The 25392-nt window shown below is 43.0% G+C and carries 22 protein-coding genes; 9 read left to right on the top strand and 13 right to left on the bottom strand.

What is annotated here, in order from left to right:
* Positions 1 to 311: 311 nt before the first annotated feature.
* Together RMY16_RS28720 and RMY16_RS28715 are read right to left on the bottom strand one after the other, a co-directional pair.
* Entirely contained in the window at positions 312 to 1076 is a 765-nt protein-coding gene (locus tag RMY16_RS28720; protein WP_322739216.1) for a peptidylprolyl isomerase, read from the bottom strand.
* Between the two features lie 650 nt (positions 1077 to 1726).
* Positions 1727 to 2101, bottom strand: coding sequence for a cytochrome c (locus tag RMY16_RS28715; RefSeq protein WP_322739215.1), 375 nt, complete (start codon positions 2099 to 2101; stop codon positions 1727 to 1729).
* Between the two features lie 209 nt (positions 2102 to 2310).
* Between RMY16_RS28715 and petG the strand changes: the two genes are divergently transcribed.
* Positions 2311 to 2424 carry a cytochrome b6-f complex subunit V gene (gene petG, locus RMY16_RS28710; protein ID WP_063721252.1) on the top strand — a complete coding sequence of 38 codons (114 nt, stop codon included), beginning with the start codon at positions 2311 to 2313 and terminating at the stop codon, positions 2422 to 2424.
* Positions 2425 to 2635: 211 nt separating this feature from the next.
* Here petG and rsmD read toward each other — a convergent pair whose 3' ends face one another.
* A complete protein-coding gene (gene rsmD, locus RMY16_RS28705; protein ID WP_322739213.1) occupies positions 2636 to 3181 on the bottom strand; it encodes a 16S rRNA (guanine(966)-N(2))-methyltransferase RsmD in 546 nt (181 codons plus the stop codon).
* Between the two features lie 130 nt (positions 3182 to 3311).
* Positions 3312 to 3947: an imidazole glycerol phosphate synthase subunit HisH gene (hisH, locus tag RMY16_RS28700; RefSeq protein ID WP_094352505.1), complete on the bottom strand. Its 636-nt coding sequence runs from the start codon at positions 3945 to 3947 to the stop codon at positions 3312 to 3314.
* 58 nt (positions 3948 to 4005) lie between these two features.
* Here hisH and RMY16_RS28695 point away from each other — a divergent pair, with 58 nt between their 5' ends.
* The 3 genes from RMY16_RS28695 (at position 4006) to RMY16_RS28685 (ending at position 6538) form a co-directional block, all read left to right on the top strand.
* Complete coding sequence (locus RMY16_RS28695; protein WP_322739212.1) at positions 4006 to 4527, top strand: peptidase C15; 522 nt, start codon at positions 4006 to 4008, stop codon at positions 4525 to 4527.
* Between the two features lie 31 nt (positions 4528 to 4558).
* Positions 4559 to 5926, top strand: coding sequence for a DUF3370 domain-containing protein (locus RMY16_RS28690; protein WP_322739218.1), 1368 nt, complete (start codon positions 4559 to 4561; stop codon positions 5924 to 5926).
* A gap of 174 nt (positions 5927 to 6100) precedes the next feature.
* Positions 6101 to 6538, top strand: coding sequence for a response regulator (locus RMY16_RS28685; protein ID WP_322739211.1), 438 nt, complete (start codon positions 6101 to 6103; stop codon positions 6536 to 6538).
* 151 nt (positions 6539 to 6689) lie between these two features.
* Here the strand turns inward: RMY16_RS28685 and RMY16_RS28680 are convergent, their stop codons facing one another.
* A complete protein-coding gene (locus RMY16_RS28680; RefSeq protein WP_322739210.1) occupies positions 6690 to 8021 on the bottom strand; it encodes a hypothetical protein in 1332 nt (443 codons plus the stop codon).
* A 154-nt stretch (positions 8022 to 8175) separates the two neighbouring features.
* On the opposite strand from RMY16_RS28680, the gene RMY16_RS28675 reads away from it, so the two are divergent.
* The 3 genes from RMY16_RS28675 to RMY16_RS28665 are packed head-to-tail and all read left to right on the top strand — an operon-like array spanning position 8176 to position 10733.
* Positions 8176 to 9132, top strand: a complete 957-nt coding sequence (locus RMY16_RS28675; RefSeq protein ID WP_322739209.1) for an ABC transporter ATP-binding protein — start codon at positions 8176 to 8178, stop codon at positions 9130 to 9132.
* 4 nt (positions 9133 to 9136) lie between these two features.
* Complete coding sequence (locus RMY16_RS28670; protein ID WP_322739208.1) at positions 9137 to 9934, top strand: ABC transporter permease; 798 nt, start codon at positions 9137 to 9139, stop codon at positions 9932 to 9934.
* A gap of 1 nt (position 9935) precedes the next feature.
* On the top strand, positions 9936 to 10733 hold the full coding sequence (locus tag RMY16_RS28665) for an ABC transporter permease (protein WP_322739207.1): 798 nt from the start codon (positions 9936 to 9938) through the stop codon (positions 10731 to 10733).
* 128 nt (positions 10734 to 10861) lie between these two features.
* Here the strand turns inward: RMY16_RS28665 and RMY16_RS28660 are convergent, their stop codons facing one another.
* From RMY16_RS28660 to hetZ, 3 genes are all read right to left on the bottom strand, one after another.
* Positions 10862 to 13183, bottom strand: coding sequence for a transglutaminase TgpA family protein (locus RMY16_RS28660; protein WP_416211713.1), 2322 nt, complete (start codon positions 13181 to 13183; stop codon positions 10862 to 10864).
* Positions 13184 to 13513: 330 nt separating this feature from the next.
* Positions 13514 to 14491 (bottom strand): PatU, encoded by a 978-nt coding sequence (locus tag RMY16_RS28655; RefSeq protein WP_322739206.1) that lies wholly within the window; start codon positions 14489 to 14491, stop codon positions 13514 to 13516.
* Positions 14484 to 15689: a heterocyst differentiation protein HetZ gene (gene hetZ / locus RMY16_RS28650; protein ID WP_322739205.1), complete on the bottom strand. Its 1206-nt coding sequence runs from the start codon at positions 15687 to 15689 to the stop codon at positions 14484 to 14486. Before hetZ ends, RMY16_RS28655 begins: the two co-directional genes overlap by 8 nt.
* A 205-nt stretch (positions 15690 to 15894) precedes the next feature.
* On the opposite strand from hetZ, the gene RMY16_RS28645 reads away from it, so the two are divergent.
* Entirely contained in the window at positions 15895 to 16368 is a 474-nt protein-coding gene (locus RMY16_RS28645; protein ID WP_322739203.1) for a hypothetical protein, read from the top strand.
* A gap of 551 nt (positions 16369 to 16919) precedes the next feature.
* Here RMY16_RS28645 and sds read toward each other — a convergent pair.
* Complete coding sequence (sds, locus tag RMY16_RS28640) at positions 16920 to 17891, bottom strand: solanesyl diphosphate synthase (protein WP_322739202.1); 972 nt, start codon at positions 17889 to 17891, stop codon at positions 16920 to 16922.
* Positions 17892 to 18858: 967 nt separating this feature from the next.
* On the opposite strand from sds, the gene RMY16_RS28635 reads away from it, so the two are divergent.
* Positions 18859 to 19011, top strand: coding sequence for a hypothetical protein (locus RMY16_RS28635; protein WP_322739219.1), 153 nt, complete (start codon positions 18859 to 18861; stop codon positions 19009 to 19011).
* Between the two features lie 69 nt (positions 19012 to 19080).
* On the opposite strand, the gene murI is transcribed toward RMY16_RS28635, so the two are convergent.
* From murI to RMY16_RS28615, 4 genes are all read right to left on the bottom strand, one after another.
* The gene (gene murI, locus RMY16_RS28630) at positions 19081 to 19956 is read right to left on the bottom strand and encodes a glutamate racemase (RefSeq protein ID WP_322665583.1); all 876 of its coding nucleotides are present in this window, start codon (positions 19954 to 19956) and stop codon (positions 19081 to 19083) included.
* Between the two features lie 129 nt (positions 19957 to 20085).
* Positions 20086 to 22002, bottom strand: a complete 1917-nt coding sequence (locus RMY16_RS28625; protein WP_322739201.1) for an N-acetylmuramoyl-L-alanine amidase — start codon at positions 22000 to 22002, stop codon at positions 20086 to 20088.
* A gap of 508 nt (positions 22003 to 22510) precedes the next feature.
* On the bottom strand, positions 22511 to 24397 hold the full coding sequence (locus RMY16_RS28620) for an N-acetylmuramoyl-L-alanine amidase (RefSeq protein WP_322739200.1): 1887 nt from the start codon (positions 24395 to 24397) through the stop codon (positions 22511 to 22513).
* A gap of 660 nt (positions 24398 to 25057) precedes the next feature.
* Positions 25058 to 25392: cation:proton antiporter (locus RMY16_RS28615; protein WP_322739199.1), on the bottom strand; the 335-nt coding region annotated here is incomplete at its 5' end.

Here is a 25392-nt window from a genome sequence, read left to right as displayed (position 1 = left end):
AGCTCGATGCCAGGTCTCATTATTCATACAAAAGCCCCAGTCCTTCTAAGGATGGCAGGGTGGTTTCATACAAGCAGAGAAAAACTCAAACTGGGTTTCAAAACCTCTCCCCCCGTGGGGGAGAGGTTTGGAGAGAGGGAAAAACCTATGCCATAAAACGAGAAATCAGACTTATGTATTTTTCTTTTTTCGTATGAAACCACCCTGCCAGTCCTTCTAAGGATGGGGCTTTTTGTTGATCTTGAATTGCGCTACTAATGCCACACAACACTTTTAGATGGGATTCGATTGGGTTAAAGGTTTATCGCCTGTCACCTATCCTCCTTTGCTTGTCGTGCAGACATGATTTGCTTTTGCTGTTCTTGTAGCCAGTTTTCAAAGAGTTCATTCAACAGGCGCATTTTCATAAATTCATCCAGTTGTGCTGGAATAAATTTTTCTAAACGCAAAATCACAAACCATTCAGCGATACGGGTAGGGGGCAATATCTGACCTGGTTGACTGCTAGAGAGCATTTGCACCATTATCGGATGTAGTGCATTCAGTTCAATCGGGCCTACCAAGCCACCAGTTTGGGCTTCCGGACCGAGTGAGTATTCCCGCGCCAAATCAGCAAAAGAGTTTTCTTTTGCCTGAATCCTAAAGTAGAGTTCTTGGGCAATTCCAACATCCTGGGTTCGCAGTAGGGAATAAATTACTTTGTCCAGTTTTGCCTTGGACTGAAAAAAGTAAGATTCCAGTTTATTACCCCAAGTGGCTTGCTTGAATTTTTCAATTTTCAGCTTCCGAGTGGTAATAACTTCTAGTTTATCGGGAGTCAGCCCTTGATGTGCCATCCAAGCCTGGATGTCTTCTTCATTTTTAAACTGTTTTTCAGCGTAAAACTGTTGTTTAGCTTGGGCTACTTCCTCAGGAGTACACTCTATAACTACCTTGGCAGAGCGTGAGTTTTGCTCTATCGCCTCATCAATGATTAATTCCCGCTGCAACTGTGGCAGCATTTGGTAACTTGCCAGTAAAGAAATCAGTTCACTAGCTGTAATTGTACGATTACCGATTTGGATCGCTTCAGTCATTAGCTTTCGGTCATCTCAAGAATATCTAGTCTGTTAAAGAAGCTATACCTTAGCTCATTGTCTAGGAACTTTTACCTTAATTCTACAGAGTTAGGTATACTAACCTCACTTTCACGATAATTAAATAGTTACTTGCTAACATACTTAAAAATATACAGTTTGTATGAGTTTTTATCAAAGATTCTACGCAAATTCTAGCAGATGTGAAGATAAAGATAAAAGACAGTTCTTGCCACTACGACTTTAGAAGACGAAGTTTATCAGACTGAGCTAGGGTGTTTTGAGGTTTCTATTATTATGTGTAGAAGCACAGTGGTATTAGTGTCGCGGTTCTTTTCCCAACCTCAAAAGAGCGTTTGTAGATAAAGGTAGACGCCAAGGACTTTCATGATTCCGCGTACCCCTACGCGAAAGCAAGCTACGCACAGCGTTTCACATCTAAGCGTTTAGAATTTTCTCAAGTAGAACAGGCATAATGTATTGAGTGTGACGCTCCTATGTTACTAAAGCTTTTTTACAAGATGCTGCGCGAACCTATCGAGCATCTTGGGTATCTGTTTACAACTGTTTTGGGTATAAAGTAAGACGTATTATATACTACCTTTTTACGAAAGGGTATTTAGGTATCCTACAACCAAAAATTCTTAGGTCTACAACGACTCTAAATAGTTTAAAAGATCCGCCATTTCTTGAGCACTAGGTTGGAATTTTGGCATTGGCGGTGTTTCGCCACTGATCACTTGGTGAATCAGCCCATACCGAGACTTGTGCTTTGAAACAGCTTGCAAACTGGGTCCCACTCGCCCGTCTGCTTCCAAGCCATGACAACCAGCACAGTTAATTTGGAAGATCGCGTGTCCTTGAACTGGGTTTCCTGTTAGGGATAGAACGCTCTTGACGTATGGATCGGAGGCTTGAACTAACTGAACACCAAAAAAGCCCAAAGGGACTCCTAGCAGTATAGCCAGCATCAATAAAACGATCCGCTGAATCAAAATTTCAGGTTTGGTAATCTGGTTATCCAAAAGGTTTGCTGTGAAAGTCTAGGTGTGCTAAAAAGTTTTCATTTCCTACACATAGCTTAAAAGTTCTTGATTGTGTCTGCAAGCACAGAAGACTATTTTTTTGTGGGTAGTGGCACTCCAAAGGGCTGTAGGGCGCAGGATTCATACGAAATTTGGTAAAATCAAAAACAGGCAACGAATATTTAATAATTACAAAAAGGAGATTTACAGTGGTTGAACCCCTGCTATCAGGTATTGTCCTTGGTCTAGTTTTCGTAACTCTCGCTGGACTTTTTTACGCTGCATATAAGCAATACAAGCGCCCCAATCAGCTGGGGGGATGAGGGAGTGCCCAGTGCTGTTAGCGGTAGCGGGGCGTTTAGCCCGTGCTGAGGAGCCAGTGCGTTGGGCAGTTCTGCCAACTTGTACCCCTGCTCTTAAGCAAGCTTACGTGTAGGGTCTCCTACAGGAGAACAACTGGCGTTGCTGAGTAGGATGAGGGAAGGGGATAAGGAGGACAAGAAAGCAAGTTTTCTCCCCTACTCCCCATTCCTGTCATTCCACAATTCTGTAGAAAGTAAGTGATGTGTTGCCGTAAACTTTCAGGCGGCAAATTTCCCAAGCGGGAATCTCTGGCGGTGTCCAACCTTGTGAGGCGTGTTCAACTGCGATTTCACCGCTAGGATCTAAAAGTTGATGATGAGCGATCGCTTCTAATACTTGCTGGTACAATCCACTGGCATAAGGTGGATCAAAGTAGATTCTATCAAACTGTTTACCTGATAAAGTCTTTAACTGCTGGGTAATATCTCCCCGCAATACCCGAAATTCTTGGTCAGCTTTAGCTAACTGCTGCCAATTTTGTTGGATGGTGGCACAGGCTCGGCTCGATTGTTCAATTCCCACTACTAGGCTGGCTCCTCTACACAAAGCCTCTGCGCCCATTGAACCAGTACCTGCGCACAAATCTAGCCAGCGACAGCCTGCAATTTCTCCTTGCCAAATATTAAAAACTGCCTCTCTTACTCGCGCACTAGTGGGTCTAGTTTCTTTTCCTGGTAAAGTTTTTAGCTGGCGATTACCGTAAATTCTCAAGCTCATTAGTTATTAGTCATTGATCATTAGTCATTAGTCATTGGTCACTTGTACTGAGTTTCGACTGCGCTTAACTACTGCAAAGCCGAAGTATTAGTTTTAGACAAAAGACAAAGAACAAATGACAAAAAGAATATTAGGCAGGAATTTTTTCGCGGACTTGAGCAACGAAATTAGATAGGATTTGCAATCCGATATTAGAGGATTTTTCGGGGTGAAATTGTACTGCCATCAGGTTTTCGTGAGCGATCGCAGCTGTAACGGTTTGAGTACCGTGAGTGATAGTTGCTGCACGGATTAGCGGGTCTATTGGGTCAACATAGTAGGAATGAACAAAATATACCCAAGGATCGGACGGTAAATGCTCCCACAAAATACTTTTTGGTTGAGTAACTTCCAGCTGATTCCAACCCATGTGAGGAATAGTGATGTCAGGTTCTGGGCGAAACCGCCGCACTTTTCCTTTGATAATTCCCAGTCCTGGTTGAGTACCTTCTGCACTTGATTCAAAGAGAATTTGCAATCCTAAACAAATTCCTAAGAAAGGTTTACCAGATGCGATCGCTTCTTTAATAGGTTGTTCTAAACCACGCGATCGCAGGTGTTGCACTGCTGGATCAAATGCTCCCACTCCCGGTAGGACTATAGCATCTGCCTGCTCTAATTCCTTTGGAGAATAAGTAACATTAGGAGTTGCCCCAGCTTTTTCCAAGCCTTTACAAACTGAGTGCAAATTTCCCATCTCATAATCTACGACCGCAATTACTGGCATTTACCTGCTCCTTGTAAATTTATTATGGAGGGTTTTTCTATTCTAAATAATATTTGTTATGAAGAAAAGAATTCTATTAACTTCTTTTGACATTTGGCTCAAAGATCAACAGTCAAATTCTTCTGATGATTTATTACTTGAAGTTACCAAACTTGAGTTGATACCACATGACTTAACTTTTTTACGCCAGTTACCTGTAGAAGTGCAACTTGCCAGTACTCAGGTAATGGAAAAAATCAAGGCAATCCAACCTGATTACATCATCTGTTGTGGCATGGCTGCAAGCCGTACACAATTAAGTGTCGAAGCAGTTGCTAGCTGTGGAGAAATTGTTTTGCAGACAGAAGTTGATTTAGAAAAATTAGTGGTGGGAGCAGCAAAAATTCAGATTAGCCACGACTGTGGAAAATTTGTCTGTGAAGGTCTTTACTATTCAGTGTTGGACTACTTAAGCCAAAATAAACTCACAGCACGTTGTATTTTTGTCCATGTTCCGGTTCTCAATCAAGAAAATTTGATAGAGATTATTGCCGATTTCGTATTAATTATTAACAAACTGGCACTTTCATCAAGCTGTTAATGTCTGTATGTTGAAAGAAATATCTAAGTATATGTTGCCATTGTTACTAATTTTCCCGATAGCCCAATCAACTCCTGCCACGCTACCACCTGAAGAAGTCGTCCAACCACAAGAAGTGCGTCCTTTACCAGGTCAATTGGATAAAGTGCCAACCTTTAATAGCAATAGTCCAGAATTGGTTTTGAAAGAAGGGATTTTACTTTCCACCTTTCCACCAGATGGAAAAAAAGTGCCAACAGCGCATCTGAATTTTCCTTTTCGGGGACGATTTGATATTTTTGCCCATCACGTTGCGAAGGCTGAACCACCAGAGAATTTGCGTTCTCTTTATTTAGGGATAATTTTGCATAACCCTAGTTCGGAACCAGTGAAGGTAAATATTTGGCAGGCGGCGAGTTATTTAAGTCAACCGGATGCACCATTTATTCAGTTACCATCTTTTAGTCAAAATCTTTTAGGTAAAATTTTTGCCGGGCCAGGCGATCGCGTTATGTCTGATGTGCTTCGAGGAGTACGACAAGAGATTTTCCCTGACCAAATTGAGATTCCACCAAAGCAAAGTCGGATGTTACTCAATTTACCAATTCCTGTGCAAGGATTGACACCACCCCTAAATGGTCGGTCTGCATTCATGCGACTGCAAAGTGATGGCACTGTCTATGCAGCTAGCCTAGCGATGTTTGCACGGGAGAATCCTGATGGCAGTGAGCGATTGCCTACCTTAGAAGAGTGGCAGAATTTACTAGATAATGGTGATTTAGCTGGGCCACGAGATAAAATTCCCACTCCTTTAGAAGAAACTGGCAAACCAAGAATTTATGGGCGTGTTGCGGGAGTGGTTGGTGGTTCACGATGGAGAGCCTTATTAGTAGATAAGCCTAAAGCTAGATATCTAACTATTCCCCAGCCTGGTCAAGTGTTTTCCTACGCTCTGAGTACCCTGCATGGCGGTACATTAGGAACTGGTCAAATTCAAAGTGCGCCTATGCTAGTGCGCTATCCTGACACCGCATATCGCGCTCATGGCAACTATGGAATTCAATATAATCTGAAGTTGCCACTATACAACAATACTCAAAGTTCTCAAACTGTGAGTGTGTCCATACAAACGCCACTCAAGGAGGATCAGTTAGTCAAACCAGGGTTACGCTTTCTGAGTACACCCGCTCCTCAAGTATTCTTCCGAGGGACAGTGCGAGTACGTTACAAAAATGACCAAAATCAGCCACAAACTCAGTTTGTACATTTAGTGCAAAAGAGAGGTCAACCAGGGGAACCGTTAGTTTTATTAAAGATGAAACCAGGCGATCGCTCTTTGGTAGAAGTAGACTTTCTCTATCCACCCGATGCTACACCACCGCAGGTATTAACAGTTTCAACTCAGACTGAACCTCAGTGATGAGTCATGGGTAATGGGTAAGGGCTTTTTTCTAATTACCCGTTACCAAAAAGTAATTAAAGCATGTTCTAAAGCTTTTCACCCCAAGTTTGTGTATTTAGGGTGAATACTTATTCTGCTCTATGCATTGCAATAGAAATAGCAGACTAAGTAGATAGCCAATAAGAGGACGGTATGGCAACGAATCAAAAAATCAATCAAGAAACTGAGTTCAATTCGCTCCAGCACCTTGTTGGAACCCTGATCTTACTGGTAGAAGATGAGCCAGACATTGCAGATTTGCTCACCTTCATTTTGGAAACAGCAGGTGCAGAGGTAATGGCTTTAAGCGACGCAGAAGAAGCCCTTGTTTTGGTCGAATCGCTTCATCCCGATATTCTGCTGTGCAATATGAAGTTGCCCGATCATGATGGAAATTGGTTAATTGAGCAAATTCGAGTGCATTCTTGCCCATCCCTAAGACAGTTGCCTGCGATCGCTATCACTTCTTATACACGGGAAGTCTCAAGCTATAAGGCTTTGAATGCTGGTTTTAATCGATTTCTAGTCAAGCTTGAGAGTCCAGAAGAAATTGTAGATGAGATTGTTCACCTTTTATCTAGTGATTTTTAAATATAACTAGCTAGCCTCGATCTCGTTTTTGATCGTGATTTCACACAATACTTTGTGGGAGCGCACAGCTAGCTATACACTTCTAAAAACGACTTTAAGAAAGGAAACCATAGAACCCTAAGTGAGTAGGGTAAAATGTTGCATATATTTTTTATCCTCGTTGAAAACCCTTTGCTGGCTTTTGTTGTCCCTTACCCTTGGGCTTAGATTTGTTAACTTCTCCTAAAGCTTCCTGAAATAAGTTATGCAAATGTATGGGTACACTGGCAATGTCTGGCAACTCTGGCTCAATAGGTTTATGGAATTCTTGCAAAAGTGTATCCAAGTCACTTTCAAGCCTAAATGGACGTTGCAAAAATGTTTGCAACAAATTTTCTAATTGAGTTGGATACTGTTGCGCTAATCGATGCCAAATAAAAGCATTAATACTTTTATCTTCGAGGTAGTAGCGAATTAGTTTTTCTGCCCCTTGAACACTTTGCCAGTCATCTGCCGATAAGATTGCTTGTACTTTACTATATGTTGGTAAAAACATTTGTCCCCAACGGGGATGAGAAAGAGCTGTAACCTGTTCTGCTTTCTTGAGTTCAGCAGGCAAATCAACCTTTGGCATAACCATTTTGCTATTGCCGCCTTTGCTGTTAAACATTTCAGAGACTACGTTAGAATCTGCACCAAATTCTTGTGCTGCGGCTTTTATTTCCTCGTCGCCAATGCCAGCTGCTTCTGCCACTTCAGCCAAAGATTTGGAAGTATCAATTCCTGCGGCTGCAAAGGTTTTTTCAGTAATTACTTCTTGAAATTCCGCTATTTTTTTATTAAGCTGATATCCAGGTAGTGTGATTTCATCAGTGCCAAAAAAGTCCACAAACTGCTGATGATATTGTTCTACTGACTGCCAAGCTTCTTCTAGCAAGTCTGGAGCATCGCTGTAAAGATTACTTTTATAGTTTTCTTTGAAATTACCAATTGCTACGGCAAGTTTTGGCTTACCTAATTTACCCATTATTGTGTAAGGGCCAGAAAACATCCAGTAGCTATCGGTAACGGGAGAAATGCGAGTTAGCAAGATTTCTCCAACTTTTAACCGAGATATTGCCTGTAATGTTTGAGTATTGTTTGGCTTGACGATGTAGCGTTTATCTGTCAACCAGTTTGTCAATTCAAAGCCATTAGGTAAAATATCACTGATGGCAAATAAGCCAATAAAAGTATGATGCCAACTGTTAATCAGGCTGCGATCGCTTTCTGCTAAATCTGGATGGCTTTCGATAAACAACTCTAATGGAGACTTATCACCGACTTTCCCGGCTGTCAAAAAGCTATCGATGGTTAAGTCTTGCTGTGTACTATCACCACTTCCACGGCGCAACTGTTCTGCTGCATAAGTTTCCAGTGCTTGTGCCAGTTCGCCTTCAGCATCAAGGACAAAATCAACTAAGGCTTGTTTTAATTGGTGCGATCGTTCTAATATGACATCCACAAGTTAATCTCTCGGTGCAACAGATGTAGATTATAGCTTTTGAGAGAATTTCAGCATCTAGCAATAGCTAGATTTATGGAGATGCACACTTATAATGCTGTATTTCATTGTATTATGTTTGTAGTATAAAATTATTCGAAGGGGTTCATCGGTGATGACAGCCGTAGAACTGGAAAATTTATCCAAGACGTTTACTTTGAATAGAGGTTGGGGACGCAAGCGAACGAAAAAAGAGATTATTGCCGTAGATGGCATTAGTCTGTGCGTTCCAGATGGTCAAGCGATCGCCTTCATTGGGCCAAATGGGGCGGGGAAGTCTACTACAATCAAGATGCTGACAGGTATACTACAGCCCACATCTGGCACAGCGAGGTTATTGGGATTAAACCCTTGGCAAAATCGGCGCGAACTAGCGTACCAGATTGGGGTAGTGTTTGGACAGCGATCGCAATTATGGTATCACCTACCTCCCCGCGATACCTTAGAGTTACTGGCGCGAATTTATAATCTGAATCGGCAAGAATACATCAAACGTCGTGACCAACTAGTTGAGCGTTTTGATCTCAGCCCATTTTGGAATACCCCAGTACGTAAATTGTCTTTAGGTCAGCGGATGCGGGCAGAAGTAGCAGCCAGCTTACTCCATGCACCTAAAGTACTATTCCTCGACGAACCCACAATTGGACTAGATGTAATTGCTCGTCAGGAATTACGCGACCTCATTCGGGTGTGGAACCGCGATGAGGGAGTAACAGTATTTCTCACCAGCCACGATGCAGGCGACATTGAACAAGTAGCGCAGCGAGTAGTAGTAATTAATCACGGGCGTGTAGTACTTGATGACAAAGTTTCGGCAATGCGCCGCCAATACCTTGGCTCAAAGATTCTCAGCGTGAAATTTCATACCTCCCCCGCCCAAATCAGCCTCCCAGGAGTAACTCAACTCAAAGCCGGCGAATATGGCCTCAAGCTGGAGGTTAATACCCGCATTACGCCAATTGAAACCGTGATGACTCAAATTCTCCAGGCGGGTGCGGTGGCTGATATTGCGATTGAAGACCCACCCCTAGAAGAGGTAATTGCACACATCTATGCTCAGGGAGCCTCATAATTCAGTGAACAGTCTCAATAAATATACTTGGATTGGCTTGACGGCAGCTCGCTCCAACCTGGCTTATTGGGGAGAAGTTGCTTCCAGAGGAATTTTTTTGTTTGTCATTCTCTACATCTTTTTACAATTGTGGCGTGTCACCTATGCCGAGACGGATGCAGAGAAGCTGGGAGGTTTAACACTGGCTCAGATGCTTTGGTATCTGGGTATCACTGAGTCTATTGTCCTGTCCAGTCCCCAAGTTGCTTTAGAGGTAGATGAGGATGTACGGACAGGGGCGCTGGCAGTGCAACTAATACGCCCTCTATCCTACCCTTTGTATCGTCTGTGGACTAATTTGGGAGAGCGGACAGTGCGCTTCGGTTTGAATCTAGCGATCGCATCTATAGTTGCACTACTGTTTGTCGGCACAATTCCTCTAAGTTTAGGAGGAATTTTATTATTCGTAGTGGCGCTACCATTAGCATTTGTACTAGATTTTTTGGCAACCTTCTTAGTGGGCTTAGGAGCGTTCTGGTTGGAAAATACCACCGAGCTAATGCTCATTTACTCTCGGTTGACGATGATTTTGGGTGGGATGCTGATTCCCTTGGAACTGCTACCAGAAGAGTGGCAGCCAGTACTACAAGCTCTACCCTTTGCCAGTATTTTGTATGGCCCGGCGCGTTTATTTGTGCATCCCGACCTAGCTTTTGCCAGTCAATTGTTAGTGCGGCAGGCAGTTGCTATCGGTGTGCTGGCTCTCTTGGTGTCCCTTGTCTATCGCACGGCGGTTAAACGTATCCACGCGCATGGAGGTTGATATGTTTTGGCGTTTACTTTCCTATATACAATTAGCTGGCGCTTATATTCGCTTCAATCTAAACGCTCACTTAGAATATCGCGGCGCGTTCCTGACGCAAGTGGTGGCGATGGTACTGAATAACCTAGTGTGGGTAACATTTTGGGGACTGTTTTTCACACGCTTTCCAGTGCTACGCGGCTGGACGGTGCAAGATGTAGTTACTCTCTGGGCGATCGCCGCAACAGGGTTTGGTCTAGCTCATACTATCTGCGGTAACGCTCTGCAACTAACAAGTTTAATTGTCCAAGGACAGTTGGATGTGTGGATGTTGTATCCTCGTGCCCTTTTACCGCACCTACTACTAGGGCGGATGAATGCTACATCTTGGGGAGATATGCTGTTTGGGTATGGCGTTTATTTGTTTTTTGTCAAGCCTGATGCAGTGCATTTGGCGTTGTTCACTGGGTTAACAATTTCAGTGGCGACGTTGTTTGTTGGCTTTAATATTTTGACAGGTAGCCTCAGCTTTTATCTAGGCAATTCCGAAGGACTGACACAACAGTGGCGAAATGCCATGCTTACCTTCAGTACCTATCCAGCGACTTTGTTTGAGGGAACGGTGAAACTACTTTTGTACACGTTGATTCCGGCTGGATTTGTGACTTATTTGCCGATTGAGGCATTGCGATCGCTATCTTTGATTCATACGGCGCTAGCAGTGATTGGGTCAACTACCGTCCTGTTGGTTGGCGCAGGTGTGTTCTACTACGGTTTACGTCGCTACGCTTCAGGAAATTTGATGCAGATGCGAGGTTGAATTCAGTGTTGTTGAATTTTCTACTTTTTACCTTTGTCTCTCGCTGAGGACGTAAAAAAGCTTGGTTCTGACATTGCAATTAAAAAGGTTGCCCAACGGACAACCTTCTTATGTAATTTATCAACGAGTTACTTAGCAGCCTTTTTGATACCTTGCCATCTTTGTCGTAGTTGCTGCAAGTTAGGCGTATGACCGCCATAACGCCAGCCAACATAAGCTTGACAAATTTCATCTATGACCTCAGCAGTTGCTAGAGCATGATGCTGGTATGAGACTCTGGCATACTCTAAAGGTGTTTGTGCTGGATGTTTGCCTAAACCTTTTTGGGTTGTCCATTGTAGCATTTGTTGATAAAGGCTCTCCATTGCTGGCAATTTCTTTAACCATCGACGGTTGCGCCACTGTCGCCACTGGCCCCAACCCAGCCAAGCGAAGAAAGCTGCTGTAGTTGACAAGATTAAGCCAGTTAATACACCAAACCAACCTTGAGAGAATAAAGCTAAAAACCAAGCGATCGCTCTAATCACCCATTTAAATATTGTCTCAAATACATTATTCAACAAACCTGTCACGGGAGAAGGTAGCCAGCCAGCAACCCAATGCCACAATTGGCGCAACACACTAAAAGTTTGAGTGTCTTCTATTGAAGGTGGTATCAGAGGATGATTGGGAATAGGGTCAAAGGCAAACCAACCATATTTCGGAAAATACACTTCCGTCATGGCATAAGCGTCAGTATTACGGACAACATATAGCCCTGTAAATGGATTAAACTCTCCCGCACTAAACCCTGCTACCAACCGCGCTGGGATACCAATGGAACGCAACATCACCGTGAGAACTGTTGAAAAGTGGTCTGGATAGCCTCCCTTTTGCTTAAACAAAAAAGTTTCTACCAAGTCTTCTTTTTCACTCAAATAAGGTAGGTCTAAGGGATTTTGGGGAACAGAGTAGCGTTGCTTTAAATATTGAGCTAAGTAGAGAGCTTTTTCGTAGGGTGAATCTAGGCTTTTAGCAGACTTCGAGACTTTTTCTTGATTGTAGTTAGCGAGGATTTCTTCGGTACGTTGCCGGACTTTTTCGGCAATTTCGGGAGGAATTTGCAGATAATGTTTTTTAATTTGTTCTGGATATTTAGTAGAAGCTTTACCTAATTTAGTGCGATCGCGGTATGGTACTTCGGAAATTACTGTGTAGGTAAAACCTTCTGATAATTCTACAGGCGATCGCAATCCGTCTTCTTTATCAACAGCGATCACTGGTGCTGGAAAGTAAACTTCTTTGGGATAAGTCATCGCCGGAATCAGGTTAGGCAAATCCGACACCACAGTATAAGTTTGCACTACCTCTTGGGTTTTACCAGTGAGTACAGATGGGGAAAGAAAAATTTGGTAAGACCAAGGTGATCGCCTAACAGTCGTAACATTCTCATTGCGAGAAACCTCCCATCCTTTACCTGTATAGCGATCAAATCCTAATACTCGCCAAAAACCCTCAGCTTGCGATCGCACCCGCATGACAACCTTGGGTTTCATCTCGCCCCGCAGGTTTTGATTCATTTGGCTATTAAAACCGTAATAAAAATTATTATCTACTTTACCTGGTTCACCCGTTTTATTTTGTCCTGTACCACCGCTACCACTGCCTTGATTCTCACCTTTACCTTGGCGGACATAACCGGGATTAATGATACTACGACCTGTGAAATTACTTTTTACTTGAATAGCAGAACTTACAGGAAAATTCCGTAATTGATAACCGGGAAATCTGGGTAAAACAGCAAAAATTGCCAGCCCCAGACCGACAATTAGTAAAAAAGTTAGAATTAAAAATTTAAAATTAAGACTTGAAGAATTGTTCTGATTAAATTTTTCCTTTTGAGTTTTTAATGGCTGCAAACCTAAGCGCGAGCGGTAATCTAGTACTAAAGTTGGCAGAGCGATCGCTAAAAATAACAGCAACACAGGTGCAAATGCTAAAGTCTGACTTAGGGTTGCTGCCACACCCAATAAAATCAGTCCAATCACAATCGAATAGCCCAAATTTTTCCGGCGGGGTGTATCAAAGCTATGCAACACCTGGAGTTGAATTAATAACTCTGCCAAACCCAACCGCGTATCATTCAACTCTCCGACTAATCGCCCAAAGAAAGCACCCAGTGCTACTAACATTCCAATGGCGATGCAGAATTTAATTGTGATATTGCGATCGCGGCGACGATAATAACTCCAAATTGCACCCACTACACTCAGGGGTAACGCCCAAAAACTGAATGAAGTCTCAGCGGCAATATCCGTCGCCACAATTCCCAAAATAACCAACGCTAGCACCAGCACCCGCAAAAAAATCGAATCTTCCACTTCAATCAAAGGCGACCCCTGCGGATTTTGCCGCCAGAAATTACCTACAGGGATACGCCAAAACCGATTCATCCTGGATAAGTTAAACATTTGAGTCTAGTAGAAGCAATGATGTAGATGCAACAAACACAATGCAGGGGGCGTAATTTGCTACGCTAGCACTGTGTTAAAAAAATGATATCTAAGGGGTAGAGATGGAAATACACGAGAAATGGGTGACGCAGTAAATCGAGAAATAATCAAATTCTCAATATCTCCATGTCCCCATATTTCCGTGTCCCTGTGTCTTTGTAATAACTGCTTCTCGTAGACACCCTAATCACCGTTTATTGAAAAATAGGATAAGCTTCAAAACCAGGAAAATCCTCTTAATATATATCGGCGTTGATTGAGATAGTGTGCTAGCGGTGGAAATTTAAACTAAATAGTGGGATTAATCACAAACAACAACGACTGTTCGTCTATTTCTGGAAATTCAACTTCCAGGGTATAAGTTGGGTTAAGTTGCTCGCAGCCTAACTCTACATTTAAGTATCCCGAAGTCGAAGATGTTGTCATTGCTAAAGTGCCACTTCCCCGCAGCGTCAAAGTTCCTTTAACAGGTAACTCAGCTTGCACAAGCAACTTCGTAAGTTTACCTAGAGACTGGTATTCTACTCTGATGTTCAAAGCACCAACACTGGTTAGCCATTGTCTTTCTACTACCGGACTGGTTGCTGAAACTGGTAGAGTCAGATTTTCCAGCAGTTGTTTAGCTGCTAGCAACGACAAAGCCATCTGTTGACGCGGTTGTAAATCTGAGTAATCGCTCTGAATAGCGGGCATTGTCTCCAGAGTACTTGCAGACCGATAGGTGCTTCTTAACACCAATCCAGCTATATCATTTAGTGCTTGAGACTCATTGGGAAAAAAGTTCTCCACCACTTGAACTAATTTTGCCCCCAAAGGCACTGAAGATGTCACTAAAGCCTGACATTGTTCTAGCAATTGCTGGAAAACTCTTTCAGGTAAGCGAGTTGGCAAGGTCAACTTCGATTGTTGTACCATCCATCCCCAGCTAGGAACGAGTGTCATTGAAGGCTCATCAACAAAATCAGGATATTCGATTAATTGTGTTTCCCAAGGAAACAACGGTGGGTGTTCTTGGGCTTGGATTTGTAACCGATGCTTAAGGACAGCTTGAAAACGATCTTGCACAGTAGGAATTTCTCCCAATTGAAAGGTCTGGGGCGTTCCTCTCAATTTTGGCTCACTGCTTTTTGAAGCAGTGGCTTCCTTGAGGAGGTTTTTTACCCCGTCATTTTCCTCACATTCTACCGATTGCTCGTTATTTTTGACATCATCTGTCAATAACCAATCGAGACACTGGTGTTGTAAGGATTCTGAGTCACTATTCATGAGTAGATGCACCTGATCCGGAAACTAATGAGTTACGAATTTCCCAAGCTTGCTCAAGAATCTTAAACCATCGTTTTTGCAGTTGTGCCATTGATAGCCCTAAAATTTTTGCTATTTTTTCATCAGCTTGTCCTTGTTGCTTCAACTCTAATAAAGACCGTTGCTTATTGTCCAGCTGTGCTGTGTATACTTGCCATTGCTGAGGAGTTAAGCCCAAGTTTGTGTGTAAAGAAGCTTCCAGCCACTCGTGAACTAATTCCCAACGGTGCAACAGGGCGAAGCGAATCAAATGATACTTAAAGCGCTGCTGCAAATAATCTCTCTGACGAGGAGTTAAACCTAAAATCGACTCAATTTCCTGTGCTGATAAATCTTGGAGGCGGAGGGAAAAATAATCAGCGCAGTCAGATTGTTGTCGTTGTTCGAGATAATTCATTAATTCCGTAACCACAACGGAGCGCAAGGTGTCTTCTTCGGGTTCGGGTTCGGCTTGCGTTGCCATTGTGGAGCGCAATTGGTGAATTGCTGGTTCTTCCCAAGAACCGTCACCTTCATTATTGCTACCTTCTGCGGCTTGTTCTATATCTACACTGGTTTCTGGAGGTTGCTGTTGGGAAAAAGTTTGCGCCCGGAGGATAATTAGCTGTTGCTGGCGACCTGGTAAAGGAATGCGTCGCTTGCCATAGCGCTCGGTAAATGCCATATACTCGGACAATTCCAAGAGCGTTTGAGGGCGATAAGTGGCACCGAGTTGATTTTCTCGCCGGAAAGCGTTCAACGCCTCTAAATAAAAACTCTGTAAGAAATCTTCAATTATAGTCAGTCGCCCTTGATAGCTCAATTGCTTCTGAGGCGGATTAATATATCGATAAATAATTGCACTCAAAGTACTGTGTAATTCGACCCTGCCCCGATTTGAACCCAACTGATAGTACCTGAGACACTGTTGCAGCCGATGCCGAGCCAGGGTCATCGCAGAGCTTTCTACAGATCCAGAAGCTTGGATACGTTTACTCTCATGACAAATCCGGTAGACTTCGGTGGTGATACGTCTTGCTACATCGTGGCAATTCTGTTCCGAAGCTTTAGTTGACTGCTGAAACTCCTTGGACAGGAGTTGAAAGATCGCCTCCACGCCTGTAGAATTTTCTCCCAGAATAGTTGCAGATGGAATAGTTGCGGTTGCGGCTGAATTCATAGTCTCGGTTTTCAAAAGACCCTAACTTAACTTAAATACAACCTGTAGGACTGTGGGTATTGGCTAGTTTGGTTTTACGTATAAGCTAAACGCAGACCAATCCTATATTGAGGATATGGCTGATTTTATTATTCCCAATTCTGATGGGATTGTTCACACTTGATAGATGTTATTGCCATTACCCAGGAGTCGTATACAAGTCATTATGGATTTAGAAGCACAAATTCAATTGCTGATTGACAATGCACCCCGCGATGGTATGACACCACATCTTGTTGCAGCAATTACTCCTGCCCTTAGAGCGATCGCTCAAAAATTACGCTACTCCCAGTACTATATTCTCCAAAATTCGGAGTCAAGCTGGGTTTTAACTACATTGAGCAATCGTGCTAATCCAGGATTGGAAAAACGTGTGATTTACGCTTTCCCTACCATACAGGATGTCTCTCTAATTTCCCCTGATGGGCTTGACCCTCAAATGCTAGCTAAAATTACTCCTGTCACCCATATTTTGTTCCAATTGGTGGCATTAGAACCCGTAGATAGTATCGTTTTTTTGGAGACGCCGGGTAAGACCACTCATACCGTCGAAGTTCGACGAACTGAACTAGAAAAACTCATGCAGAAACAGTTACGACAAAAGCGATCGCCTAAACAGATACCCCCTGATATTGCATAGAAAAAATTTGGATGTGGGATTTTTTAGATACAATCCCACATCCAAATTTTTAAATCTCAAATTTCTTTAAAAAATTTTCTAAATCAGTGAAAAAAGAAATTTTTTCTTTCCGTTACACTATGCGACTGACTCAACTTTCGGTTAAACCTAAAATTGATTAAAAAACAGTTATCAGTGAACATTTTTCTGTTTTCAAGTTTTAGTTTCCTAATGAAGCAGAGTTTTATACTTAATAACTTTCACATTAAAAAATATCCCATTCTTTATTGTGAGGTGCCCAGTAACCAAAAGCGGGCAAGTCTTAAGAGTGAGCTTTCAGCCGACACTATCCACCCCAGAAGTAGTAATTTATTTTTTGGAAATCCCAAAGAACTTCCAAAGAAAAACCCCACTTTCTACCTGCTAAATAAGTGGATTGAATTAAACATAAAACTGCTTTAGTGTGTTAAAGCGCTAGCACAACACAACATTTCAGGTTTTTGGTGCGTTACGTCAGCCACAACACACTTACATCTAAATCCCAACTTTCTACTTAAGAACTGATAACTGATTTAATAAAGGCGACTCAGTGTGTACTCAGCTATGTTAATCAATGCCTGGTGGGATTCTGAGAATGGGAGAACTGCAAGATGTTCAATTGCCAACTTAGCATGGTGAGCAGCTAACTCTCGCGCCTGCTGTATACCTTGACTATCTTGAATCAGTGCTAATGCTTGCTCTAAATCTCCTTCTTGAGCAAACTCTCGTTCAATCAGCACTTCTAAAGATGGTTTTTCCGCCAAAGCAAATAAAACGGGTGCAGTTAGATTACCACTTTTGAGATCCGACCCCACTGGTTTACCCAAGGTATCTGTTGTACTGGTGAAATCTAAAATGTCATCAACAATTTGAAATGCTATACCAAAATGACGACCGTAGTTATATAGATGCTCAACAGTTTCTCGCGAGACTTCACTGAGTAACCCAGCAGCTTTAGAACTGTTGGCAATTAATGAAGCTGTTTTGTAGTAACTCTTTTCAATGTAAGTTTCAATAGAGATACCAGCATCAAAACGATTTAGTCCCTGCTGAATCTCCCCAGTAGCCAGATCCATAATGACTTCTGAGAGCAGTTTCACTACCTCCAAATTGTCCAAGTTTGCTAAATACCAGGACGATTGGGCAAAGAGAAAATCTCCTGCTAAGATTGCAATGCGGTTCCCGAACAAACTATGAACGGTAGGAACGCCTCGCCGCACGTCTGATTCATCTACCACATCATCATGTACTAAGCTTGCTGTGTGAATCATTTCTGTAATCTCAGCAAGGCGGCGATGACGCGGTGTAATTTCTTGGTCTAACATTGTTGCCCGCGATATTAGCAGGACAATTGCTGGTCTGATACGCTTTCCCCCAGCTCCGAATAAATGTTCGGCTGCTGCAAACAGAATGGGGTGGCGATTTCCAACTAGCTGTTTTAGGTTATCTGCTAGTAGTCGCAGGTCTGCTTCCACAGGGGTAAACAGGGAGGTGGCTGGGGTCATGGATGGGCGGACTCTGACTTAGGTTACGAAAGTTTACATATCCTACACTCATTTTAAGATAACCCTGTGCCAGCGCAAAGTTTTCATCAGGTAATCCCATTTTTATGAGTCTATGGGTGATAATTAAGGTTGTTGAGGGTTTTGTCAATAAGCAATTACACTTAATCTGTGGCTAATTAAACTTTAAACTAACTTAAAAGATGAATTCTCAGTACACGGGATAAATTCCAAATTAAATTATGTTAAGTAGTTTCTCATCTCACCTTTCTTGCCACAGTTCTAAAGATAATTTAAGCAATATTACTTATTGACAAAAAGCAAGCGATTTAATTTTGTCGCCAAGATATAAGGCTAAATTTATCCAGATTGAGGTGTAGCTCTTCAAAAAATTTGAAATTTAGCAGCCGAATAAGCTCAAAATTCAGGGTCGTTGTGTTACGCTAAAATATAGGAATTTTAAATTTTGTAAGATATTCGCACCCCACAAGTTAAGTCAGCTACTAGTTGATTTTACTGGCTTGGTGTTGTGATTCTAAAATAAGTATTCGTCGGTTAGATTAAGGGAATAAATTCTTTAATTTTCCTGCGATAGACAAAACTCCTGGTTTGGAGCTGTGTGATATCCCTATGGGAAACCGCTATACGTACTCCGCGCACGTAGAGCGCAAGCATTGCTCTTTTCACAGCAGTTTGAGCAAAAATAAAGCAGATCGAGTAGACCGCTGAGAATCGTAGTTTTAGATTGCTAAACGGCAAGCTAACTGCTGTGGGATCTATGGTCTGCAAGAAGTCGCATTAGCTCATAAATTCTTTGTCCGTAGAGGATTTTATCTCTATAAGTAATTTTACCATAGGAAACTACAGTCATCAAGAATGCACTTGCTTGGCTGAGGTTCTACTAATTTTATGGAATTTTATATTCGTTTAGAAGGGTGCTAGTAGAACAATGATTTACGGAAGTATACCTATGATGATTTTTATTTTAGCCTCTGGATATTTGTTCACAGTCTACCTGTTATTAGCACTGGCAAAGCGAACGGGTACAAAGACTGTTCCTACAAGTTTCCCTTCATCTAGCGAAGGAAAACGCAAGCAGGAGATATCAGTTAATAGTCAATAGTCATTTGTCCTTAGTCATTCGTCATTCGTCATTTGTTTCGATAAATGATTAATGACTAAGGACTAAGGACTAATTAGTTTTATGGAGTTGGGAAATAGCGATATCAGTGAAGGAAACCTCTTCAACCATTGGGGTATAGCCTAGCCACTGCACTCCTGACTGGGAAAACTGTTGCGGGCAACCGCTGACGGCGAAGCGAGTTGGTAATGGTAGATGAGTATTTCTTAAGCCTAGTAAGTCTAGTTCTTGGGCACAAGCTGCCACAACATGAACAGCTGGATCGACCAACTGGACTTGTGAGGGGAGGAGCGATCGCAGTACTGGTGTAAGGTGGGGATAATGAGTACAGCCGTGAACTAAGGTGTCAATTTCCTGCTCTAATAAAGGCTCTAGGTAGGCTCGTGCCACTTCAGCAGTATAAGGATCGTGAATGCGGTTTTGCTCAATCAGTGGCACAAACTCTGGACATCCAACTTGCCAGACTTGCACATCGGGAGCAATTTCGAGAATAGCGTGCTTATAAGCATTACTTTTAGCTGTAGCTGGAGTGGCAATTACACCAATCCGCTTTCCTTGCTGCACCGCAGCTTTTGCACCCGGTAGGATTACTCCCAAAATGGGTATGCTGAATTCTTGACGCACAGTTTCTAGGGCTAAGGCAGAACTGGTGTTGCAAGCCATAATTACCATTTTTACCTGTTGCTGTTGTAGCCAGGTAATAATTTCACGTGTAAATCGTAAAATTTCTGCTTGTGAACGAATTCCGTAAGGAAGTCTAGCTGTATCCCCAAAGTAAACAATTGATTCATTGGGGAGTTGTCGATATACTTGTCGCAGTACTGTTAGCCCACCCACACCACTATCAAAGATGCCAATTGGGGCTCGTTGGGGTTCTCGCTCGGAAAAATCGTCAAGATTCCCTTCAAAAATGGAAGATGAATACACAGGCAGATATATATTTAGGTTTTGGGATTTAAAATACAGAACTTAGCAGACAATCTCCAATTTGACCACTAAATTCTGCACATCAAAGAAGTTTAAATACCACCTCTTTAATTAGTAATTTGTACTATATTACCTCTGCTGTAAGTATTTTAGAATGCCACGAGCGATCGCTTCTGCCATCCGATTTTGATATTCTGGTGTTCCCAATCTGGGATTATCCTCGTAACCACTCATATAGCCTGTTTCTACCAAAATCGAAGGCATGGAGCTTTTCCTAAGAACATAGAATCTGGCTTTGCGAGTTCCCCGATCTTTAATAGTACCGATATCCTGGAGAATAGTTTTACGAACTGCTTCAGCCAGACCATAACCGCTCTCGTAATAATAAACTTCTAAACCATTGACATCAGGGCGATTCTCAATGGAATTAGCGTGAATGCTGACAAACAAAGTCGCGTTAACTCGCTTGGCAATATCTACCCGTCCCTGAAGTTCTACAAAAAAGTCGGCATCCCGTGTTAGTACAGCTTGCACACCGTTTTGCTCTAAAATTGCTCCTACCCTTTTGCCAATAGGCAGAATTACATCCTTTTCTAAAAGTCCCCCCAAACCAGGGGCACCTGAGTCTTTTCCACCATGTCCTGGGTCAATAACAACTAGCAATTTCCCTCTGGGAGCTGAGGGGCGTGGTCGTGGCTGGGAGATTGGACGGGGGTTATCTGTGGAATTTGGTAATTGTCCTTGGTCTGGTAATGGCAGAGGAGGTAAAGCAATGGGCGGTGTGATGCTGCTACTAGAGCGTCGTAATTCTAAAGCTAAAAACTGGTCGCCAACCTGGTTGAGTTCCCCAATTTGTACTCCGGCTGCTGGTTGAACCAAAACGGTGACAGTGTTGGATTCTTGTGGTTGCAGGCGTACCCGCAAAATCGGGCTATTAGGATTAAAAGTCGGGCCTGTGACTTTGGGAGCTAACTTAGCATTGTTGATAGTGATACGGAACAGACCAGAGGTTCTATCCCAGCCTCCTGTGGCAGACAAAGTTTGGTCGGCTCGAATCAGCAATTGTGTACCATTATTAGCCAGTTGCACAGACTGAATGTTAGCAGGCGTGTTACTTGGTGCTATGGGACGTGGACTGTTACTTCCAGGCAGCTGGGCAACTCCACGACTGGGTAGAACCACGAAACCACCAACACTGCTAGTAGTTGCTCGCCAATTTTGACTATTTTCATCTACTTGTAAAGTCAGGCGAACAACAGATGGGTTGGTTTGCAGCTGGGTGAACTGGATACGGCTAACACCATAACGATTAATCGACAAATCTCGCTGCTCTAAACTTGGTGATAGAGTTGCACCAGCAATGTCGATGTTAATTGCCTTCTGATCGTTGCTACGATTTACCTGAATTTGAGGATTACCACCATTGGTGCGGATAAAAAAACCATCACCAGTGACTTGTAAGTTCTCAATTTGAGTCACTTTGGCGACAACCATTCTGTTGTTTAGTGGTCTGGTGTTCAGTGGATTTACAGAACCTGCTGTCACCACATTGTAAATATTTCTTGGGGGGAATGTTTGTGTAGATGTTCTGGGTGAAGTATCGGTGGCTATAGCCTGTTCTGGTTGCCCCTCAGTGTTTCTTGCGGGTACATTGTCAGCTTCTGGCGTAGGTAATTGCACTGTCCAGCGATCGCCAGTTGTACCCACAAATTGCACTCGTTTAGGGTCTAAACTATAACCAGGAGTCAGTTCAACCACTATGCGCGTTGTTTGTTCGTCAAACTGCCCAACACGAATATAACGAATTGCACCGCCCACTTGTTGGGTTAGCTGCGGGCGGCCAAATGTGGTTCCTGGTAAATCAATTACTAGTCTAGTCGGGTTAAAAATTAATTGTGCTTGGGGTTGAACATCCCCTTGAGTATTAATTTCCAGCTTGTTTTGATTGGCATCAAAACGCCAAGATTCAAGTCTCGCGGCCATTGCCGGCGACGATAGCATGAAGATGGTTCCAATAGTACTGGATAGTAACCAGCGTAATTTCACAGTCTTTTCTCCTGATTCACATTTATGGGAGCCGTCAACATCTCAACATATTGGCAAATCCTCACACCGTCACCGCGCACACTTGAGTTTGGCGCTGTTATTAAGACACAGCTAATGGCGTAAAATATAGCACGCTCCTCTGATTTTGCCATGCCATTAGCCTATATAAATTTGACTGCCAATTTTAAATTTTAGATTCCCTATTTTAGTTTCCTGCCAGACTAGCGTCTTGCTACACTAACACCTGTTGTAGGTGATACAAATCCAAAATCGTTCGACTGAGCGACTTGCCTTGACTTATGCCGAGCGAAGTCGAGGTAGCAAAGCCGAAAGGAGCCGAAGTCTAAAATCCAAAATTTGTTGACTTGCAAAGTATCAAATGACAATAACAAAGAAGCTACTTTTATCCCGCCGCAAGAATACTTAAATTGTTTTACTACTAAATTGGATAAAAATGGTAAAGATTAGATGTACTTACTCAACAATTTAGAAATTTAGACTAAATTACTTATCTTCTCTTTAGATACTGAAGAATGCCACGAGCGATCGCTTCTCCCATTTGATTTTGGTAAGCTGAGTTTCTGAGTTTAGCGTTATCCTCTCGACCGGTCAAATAACCTGTTTCTACCAGAATCGAAGGCATAGAACTTTTTCTGAGGACAAAAAATCTGGCTCGCCGCGTTCCCCTATCTCTGACATTTACACCTTGGAGAATACTGTTATGGACACTGCGAGCCAAACCCAAACCACTATCGTAATAATACGTTTCTAAGCCACTGACATCCGAACGACCTGGGCCGACTGCATTAGCATGAATACTAACAAACACATCAGCATTAGCTCGCTCTGCTAATTGCACTCGTCCCGGAAGGGTAACGAAATAGTCAGAATCCCTCGTCATAACTACCTGAACGCCATTTTGCTGCAATACCTGAGCTATTCTTTTGCTAATAGGCAAAATAATATCCTTTTCGCGTAGTCCACCAAGACCTACAGCTCCAGGGTCTTTACCACCATGTCCGGGGTCAATAAGGACTACCACTCGCCCATTGGTAATTCGGCGTTGTGGTTGTGTTGGGGGCAGGGGATTTGGATTGTTTGGGTCTGGGAATGGCCCGCGGTTCGGCGGTGGTAGCCCAGGTAAAGCAAAGGGTGGTCTTCCAGGGAGGCTGACAACTCGCCGAGAACCTTGTATTGGTAGAGCCAAAAGCTGGTCGCCGATTTGCTGGGGTTGCCCAAGCTGCACTCCTCCTGCTGGTTGAACTAAAACAACCACTGTATTGGTGGATGCTTGAGGTTGCAGACGTACCCGAAGAATGGGGCTATTTGGAGCAAAAGTAGGCCCTATAACTCTGGGAGCTAACTTGGCATTAGTAATTGTGACGCGGAAAATACCTAAGGATCTATCCCAGGTTCCCGTAGCAGATAAAGGTTGGCTGCCTCTAATTAGCAGTTGTTTGCCATTATCAGCAAGTTGCACGGACTCAATTGTTGCTACCGAGTTGTTGGTAGATGGTGATGGTCTATTGGGCAAGGAAACGGCTTCTGACTCATTGTCCGAATTATTACTTCCAGGCAATCTGACAACGCGACTAGGTAGAACTATCAAACCACCATCGTTACTATTACTTGCTCGCCAATCTGGGCTATTTTTATCTACCCGCAAAGTTAGGCGGACACCAGGAGGTTGGGTTTGCAATGAGGTGAATTCGACGCGGCTAATACCATGTTTGTTAACGGGTATATTACTCTGCTGCGTCAGACGTGGTGATAAAGATGCACCAGAGATATCTAGAAAGATGGTAGCGCGATCGCGGCTGCGAATTACCTGAATCGGAGGATTACCACCACTGGTACGAATGAACAACCCATCACCTGTTACCTGTAAGCTCTCAATTTCAGTTGCTCCTCGTGTAGTACTGGCAACCCTTGAAATACTAGGTCTAGTTTCCGAATCTGGGGTAACTACGCTGTAAGCATTTCTAGGAGAAGTAGCTACTTTTTCAACTTCTGGCGTAGGTAATTGCACTGTCCAGCGATCGCCAGTTGTACCAACAAATTTCACTCGTTTGGGGTCTAAACTGTAACCAGGAGTCAGTTCGACAACTATGCGTGTTGTATCTACATCAAACTGTCCAACACGGATTGAGCGAATTCCACCACCCACCTGTTGGGTTAACTGTGGACGACCAAATGTAGTTCCTGGCAAATCAATTACCAGCCGAGTTGGGTTGAAAATTAGTTGTGCTTGGGGTTGAACTGCTCCTACAGTATTAATTTCCAGCCTGTTTTGATTGGCATCAAAGCGCCAAGATTCAAGCCTCGCGGCCATTGCTGGCGACGATAGCATGAAGATAGTTCCAATAGTGCTGGGTAGTAACCAGTGTAATTTCACAGTCCTTTCTCCTAATTCACATTCATGGGAGCCGTCAATATCTCAACTCATTGGTAAATCATCATCACACCATCACCACCGAAACTTGATCTCTGAATCCCTTGTTTGATTTTTAAGCTGGTATTTAGACACACTTAAATCATTGATCGGGTTTCAAATTAAGTTTAAATTCCCATGCGAAACCTTCCACCTTTACAGATGGAGAACTCTGACTCCCAATAAAGCTAGAAAGCTGATAATTGATAGCTGTTTACTGATAAGTGTTTGTTCTTTGTTGCCATCGATGCACTGAGTAAATAATTCCCATTACTGTCAAACGATCTAGCAAGATTTATGGGTGTTACTCCCCAATTATCTAGAAAATATTCAGATAAAGGCTAACAAGCCAAGGCAGACTAGAAATTAAGTAACATTCTGAATGCTGGTAGAAATTATAAACAAATGATTATTCTACAATCACACGGGACGGAGATTTTAGGATAGAAGTTTCCACTGCACAATTGGAGCAGAGGAGAAAAGGAGCAGGGGAGCAGAGGGGCAGAGGGGCAGGGGAGCGGGGAGATGAGGGGACAAGGAGATAAACAAAACTCTTAACTCTTAACTCTTAACTCAGCACTCCTAATGCCCAATGCCCAATGCCCCATTCCCCATTCTCAATAATTAACGATCGCCAGAATCTGGAGTTACTCCCAAATTGCTGCTGTCATTTGATGCTGGCATCCTCGACTGAGGTGTTTCAATTACCAACGAAGTCCCAGAGGAACCGTCTAAGATTAGTTGCTCTGAGCTTCCATCCACGGTTTTTGGATCTGGAAACACAAATCGTAACAATGGAGGAGCTAAAAAGGTTGTCAAGATAACCATCATGATAATTGCTGCTCCTAATGGTTTCGAGAGAGCGCCACTGGCAGCGCCGACACCAGCAAACACTAACCCAACCTCGCCTCTAGGAATCATCCCCACACCGATCGCTAAACGGTTGATTTCCGGTTGAC

It is taken from the genome of Nostoc sp. DedQUE12b (assembly GCF_034530835.1).
Classification (GTDB): domain Bacteria; phylum Cyanobacteriota; class Cyanobacteriia; order Cyanobacteriales; family Nostocaceae; genus Nostoc.
Note: the sequence above shows the minus strand (reverse complement) of the source record. Positions and strands in the feature narration are given on the sequence as shown.

Bases quoted from the DNA above. Each gene is read 5' to 3' on its own strand.
- RMY16_RS28635 (WP_322739219.1), top strand. From the start codon at position 18,859: ATGATGATTTTTATTTTAGCCTCTGGATATTTGTTCACAGTCTACCTG.
- hetZ (WP_322739205.1), bottom strand. From the start codon at position 15,689: ATGAATTCAGCCGCAACCGCAACTATTCCATCTGCAACTATTCTGGGA.
- RMY16_RS28645 (WP_322739203.1), top strand. From the start codon at position 15,895: ATGGATTTAGAAGCACAAATTCAATTGCTGATTGACAATGCACCCCGC.
- RMY16_RS28685 (WP_322739211.1), top strand. From the start codon at position 6,101: ATGGCAACGAATCAAAAAATCAATCAAGAAACTGAGTTCAATTCGCTC.
- RMY16_RS28695 (WP_322739212.1), top strand. From the start codon at position 4,006: ATGAAGAAAAGAATTCTATTAACTTCTTTTGACATTTGGCTCAAAGAT.
- rsmD (WP_322739213.1), bottom strand. From the start codon at position 3,181: ATGAGCTTGAGAATTTACGGTAATCGCCAGCTAAAAACTTTACCAGGA.
- RMY16_RS28655 (WP_322739206.1), bottom strand. From the start codon at position 14,491: ATGAATAGTGACTCAGAATCCTTACAACACCAGTGTCTCGATTGGTTA.
- sds (WP_322739202.1), bottom strand. From the start codon at position 17,891: ATGACCCCAGCCACCTCCCTGTTTACCCCTGTGGAAGCAGACCTGCGA.
- RMY16_RS28660 (WP_416211713.1), bottom strand. From the start codon at position 13,183: ATGTTTAACTTATCCAGGATGAATCGGTTTTGGCGTATCCCTGTAGGT.
- hisH (WP_094352505.1), bottom strand. From the start codon at position 3,947: ATGCCAGTAATTGCGGTCGTAGATTATGAGATGGGAAATTTGCACTCA.
- RMY16_RS28675 (WP_322739209.1), top strand. From the start codon at position 8,176: ATGACAGCCGTAGAACTGGAAAATTTATCCAAGACGTTTACTTTGAAT.
- RMY16_RS28690 (WP_322739218.1), top strand. From the start codon at position 4,559: ATGTTGCCATTGTTACTAATTTTCCCGATAGCCCAATCAACTCCTGCC.
- RMY16_RS28720 (WP_322739216.1), bottom strand. From the start codon at position 1,076: ATGACTGAAGCGATCCAAATCGGTAATCGTACAATTACAGCTAGTGAA.
- RMY16_RS28665 (WP_322739207.1), top strand. From the start codon at position 9,936: ATGTTTTGGCGTTTACTTTCCTATATACAATTAGCTGGCGCTTATATT.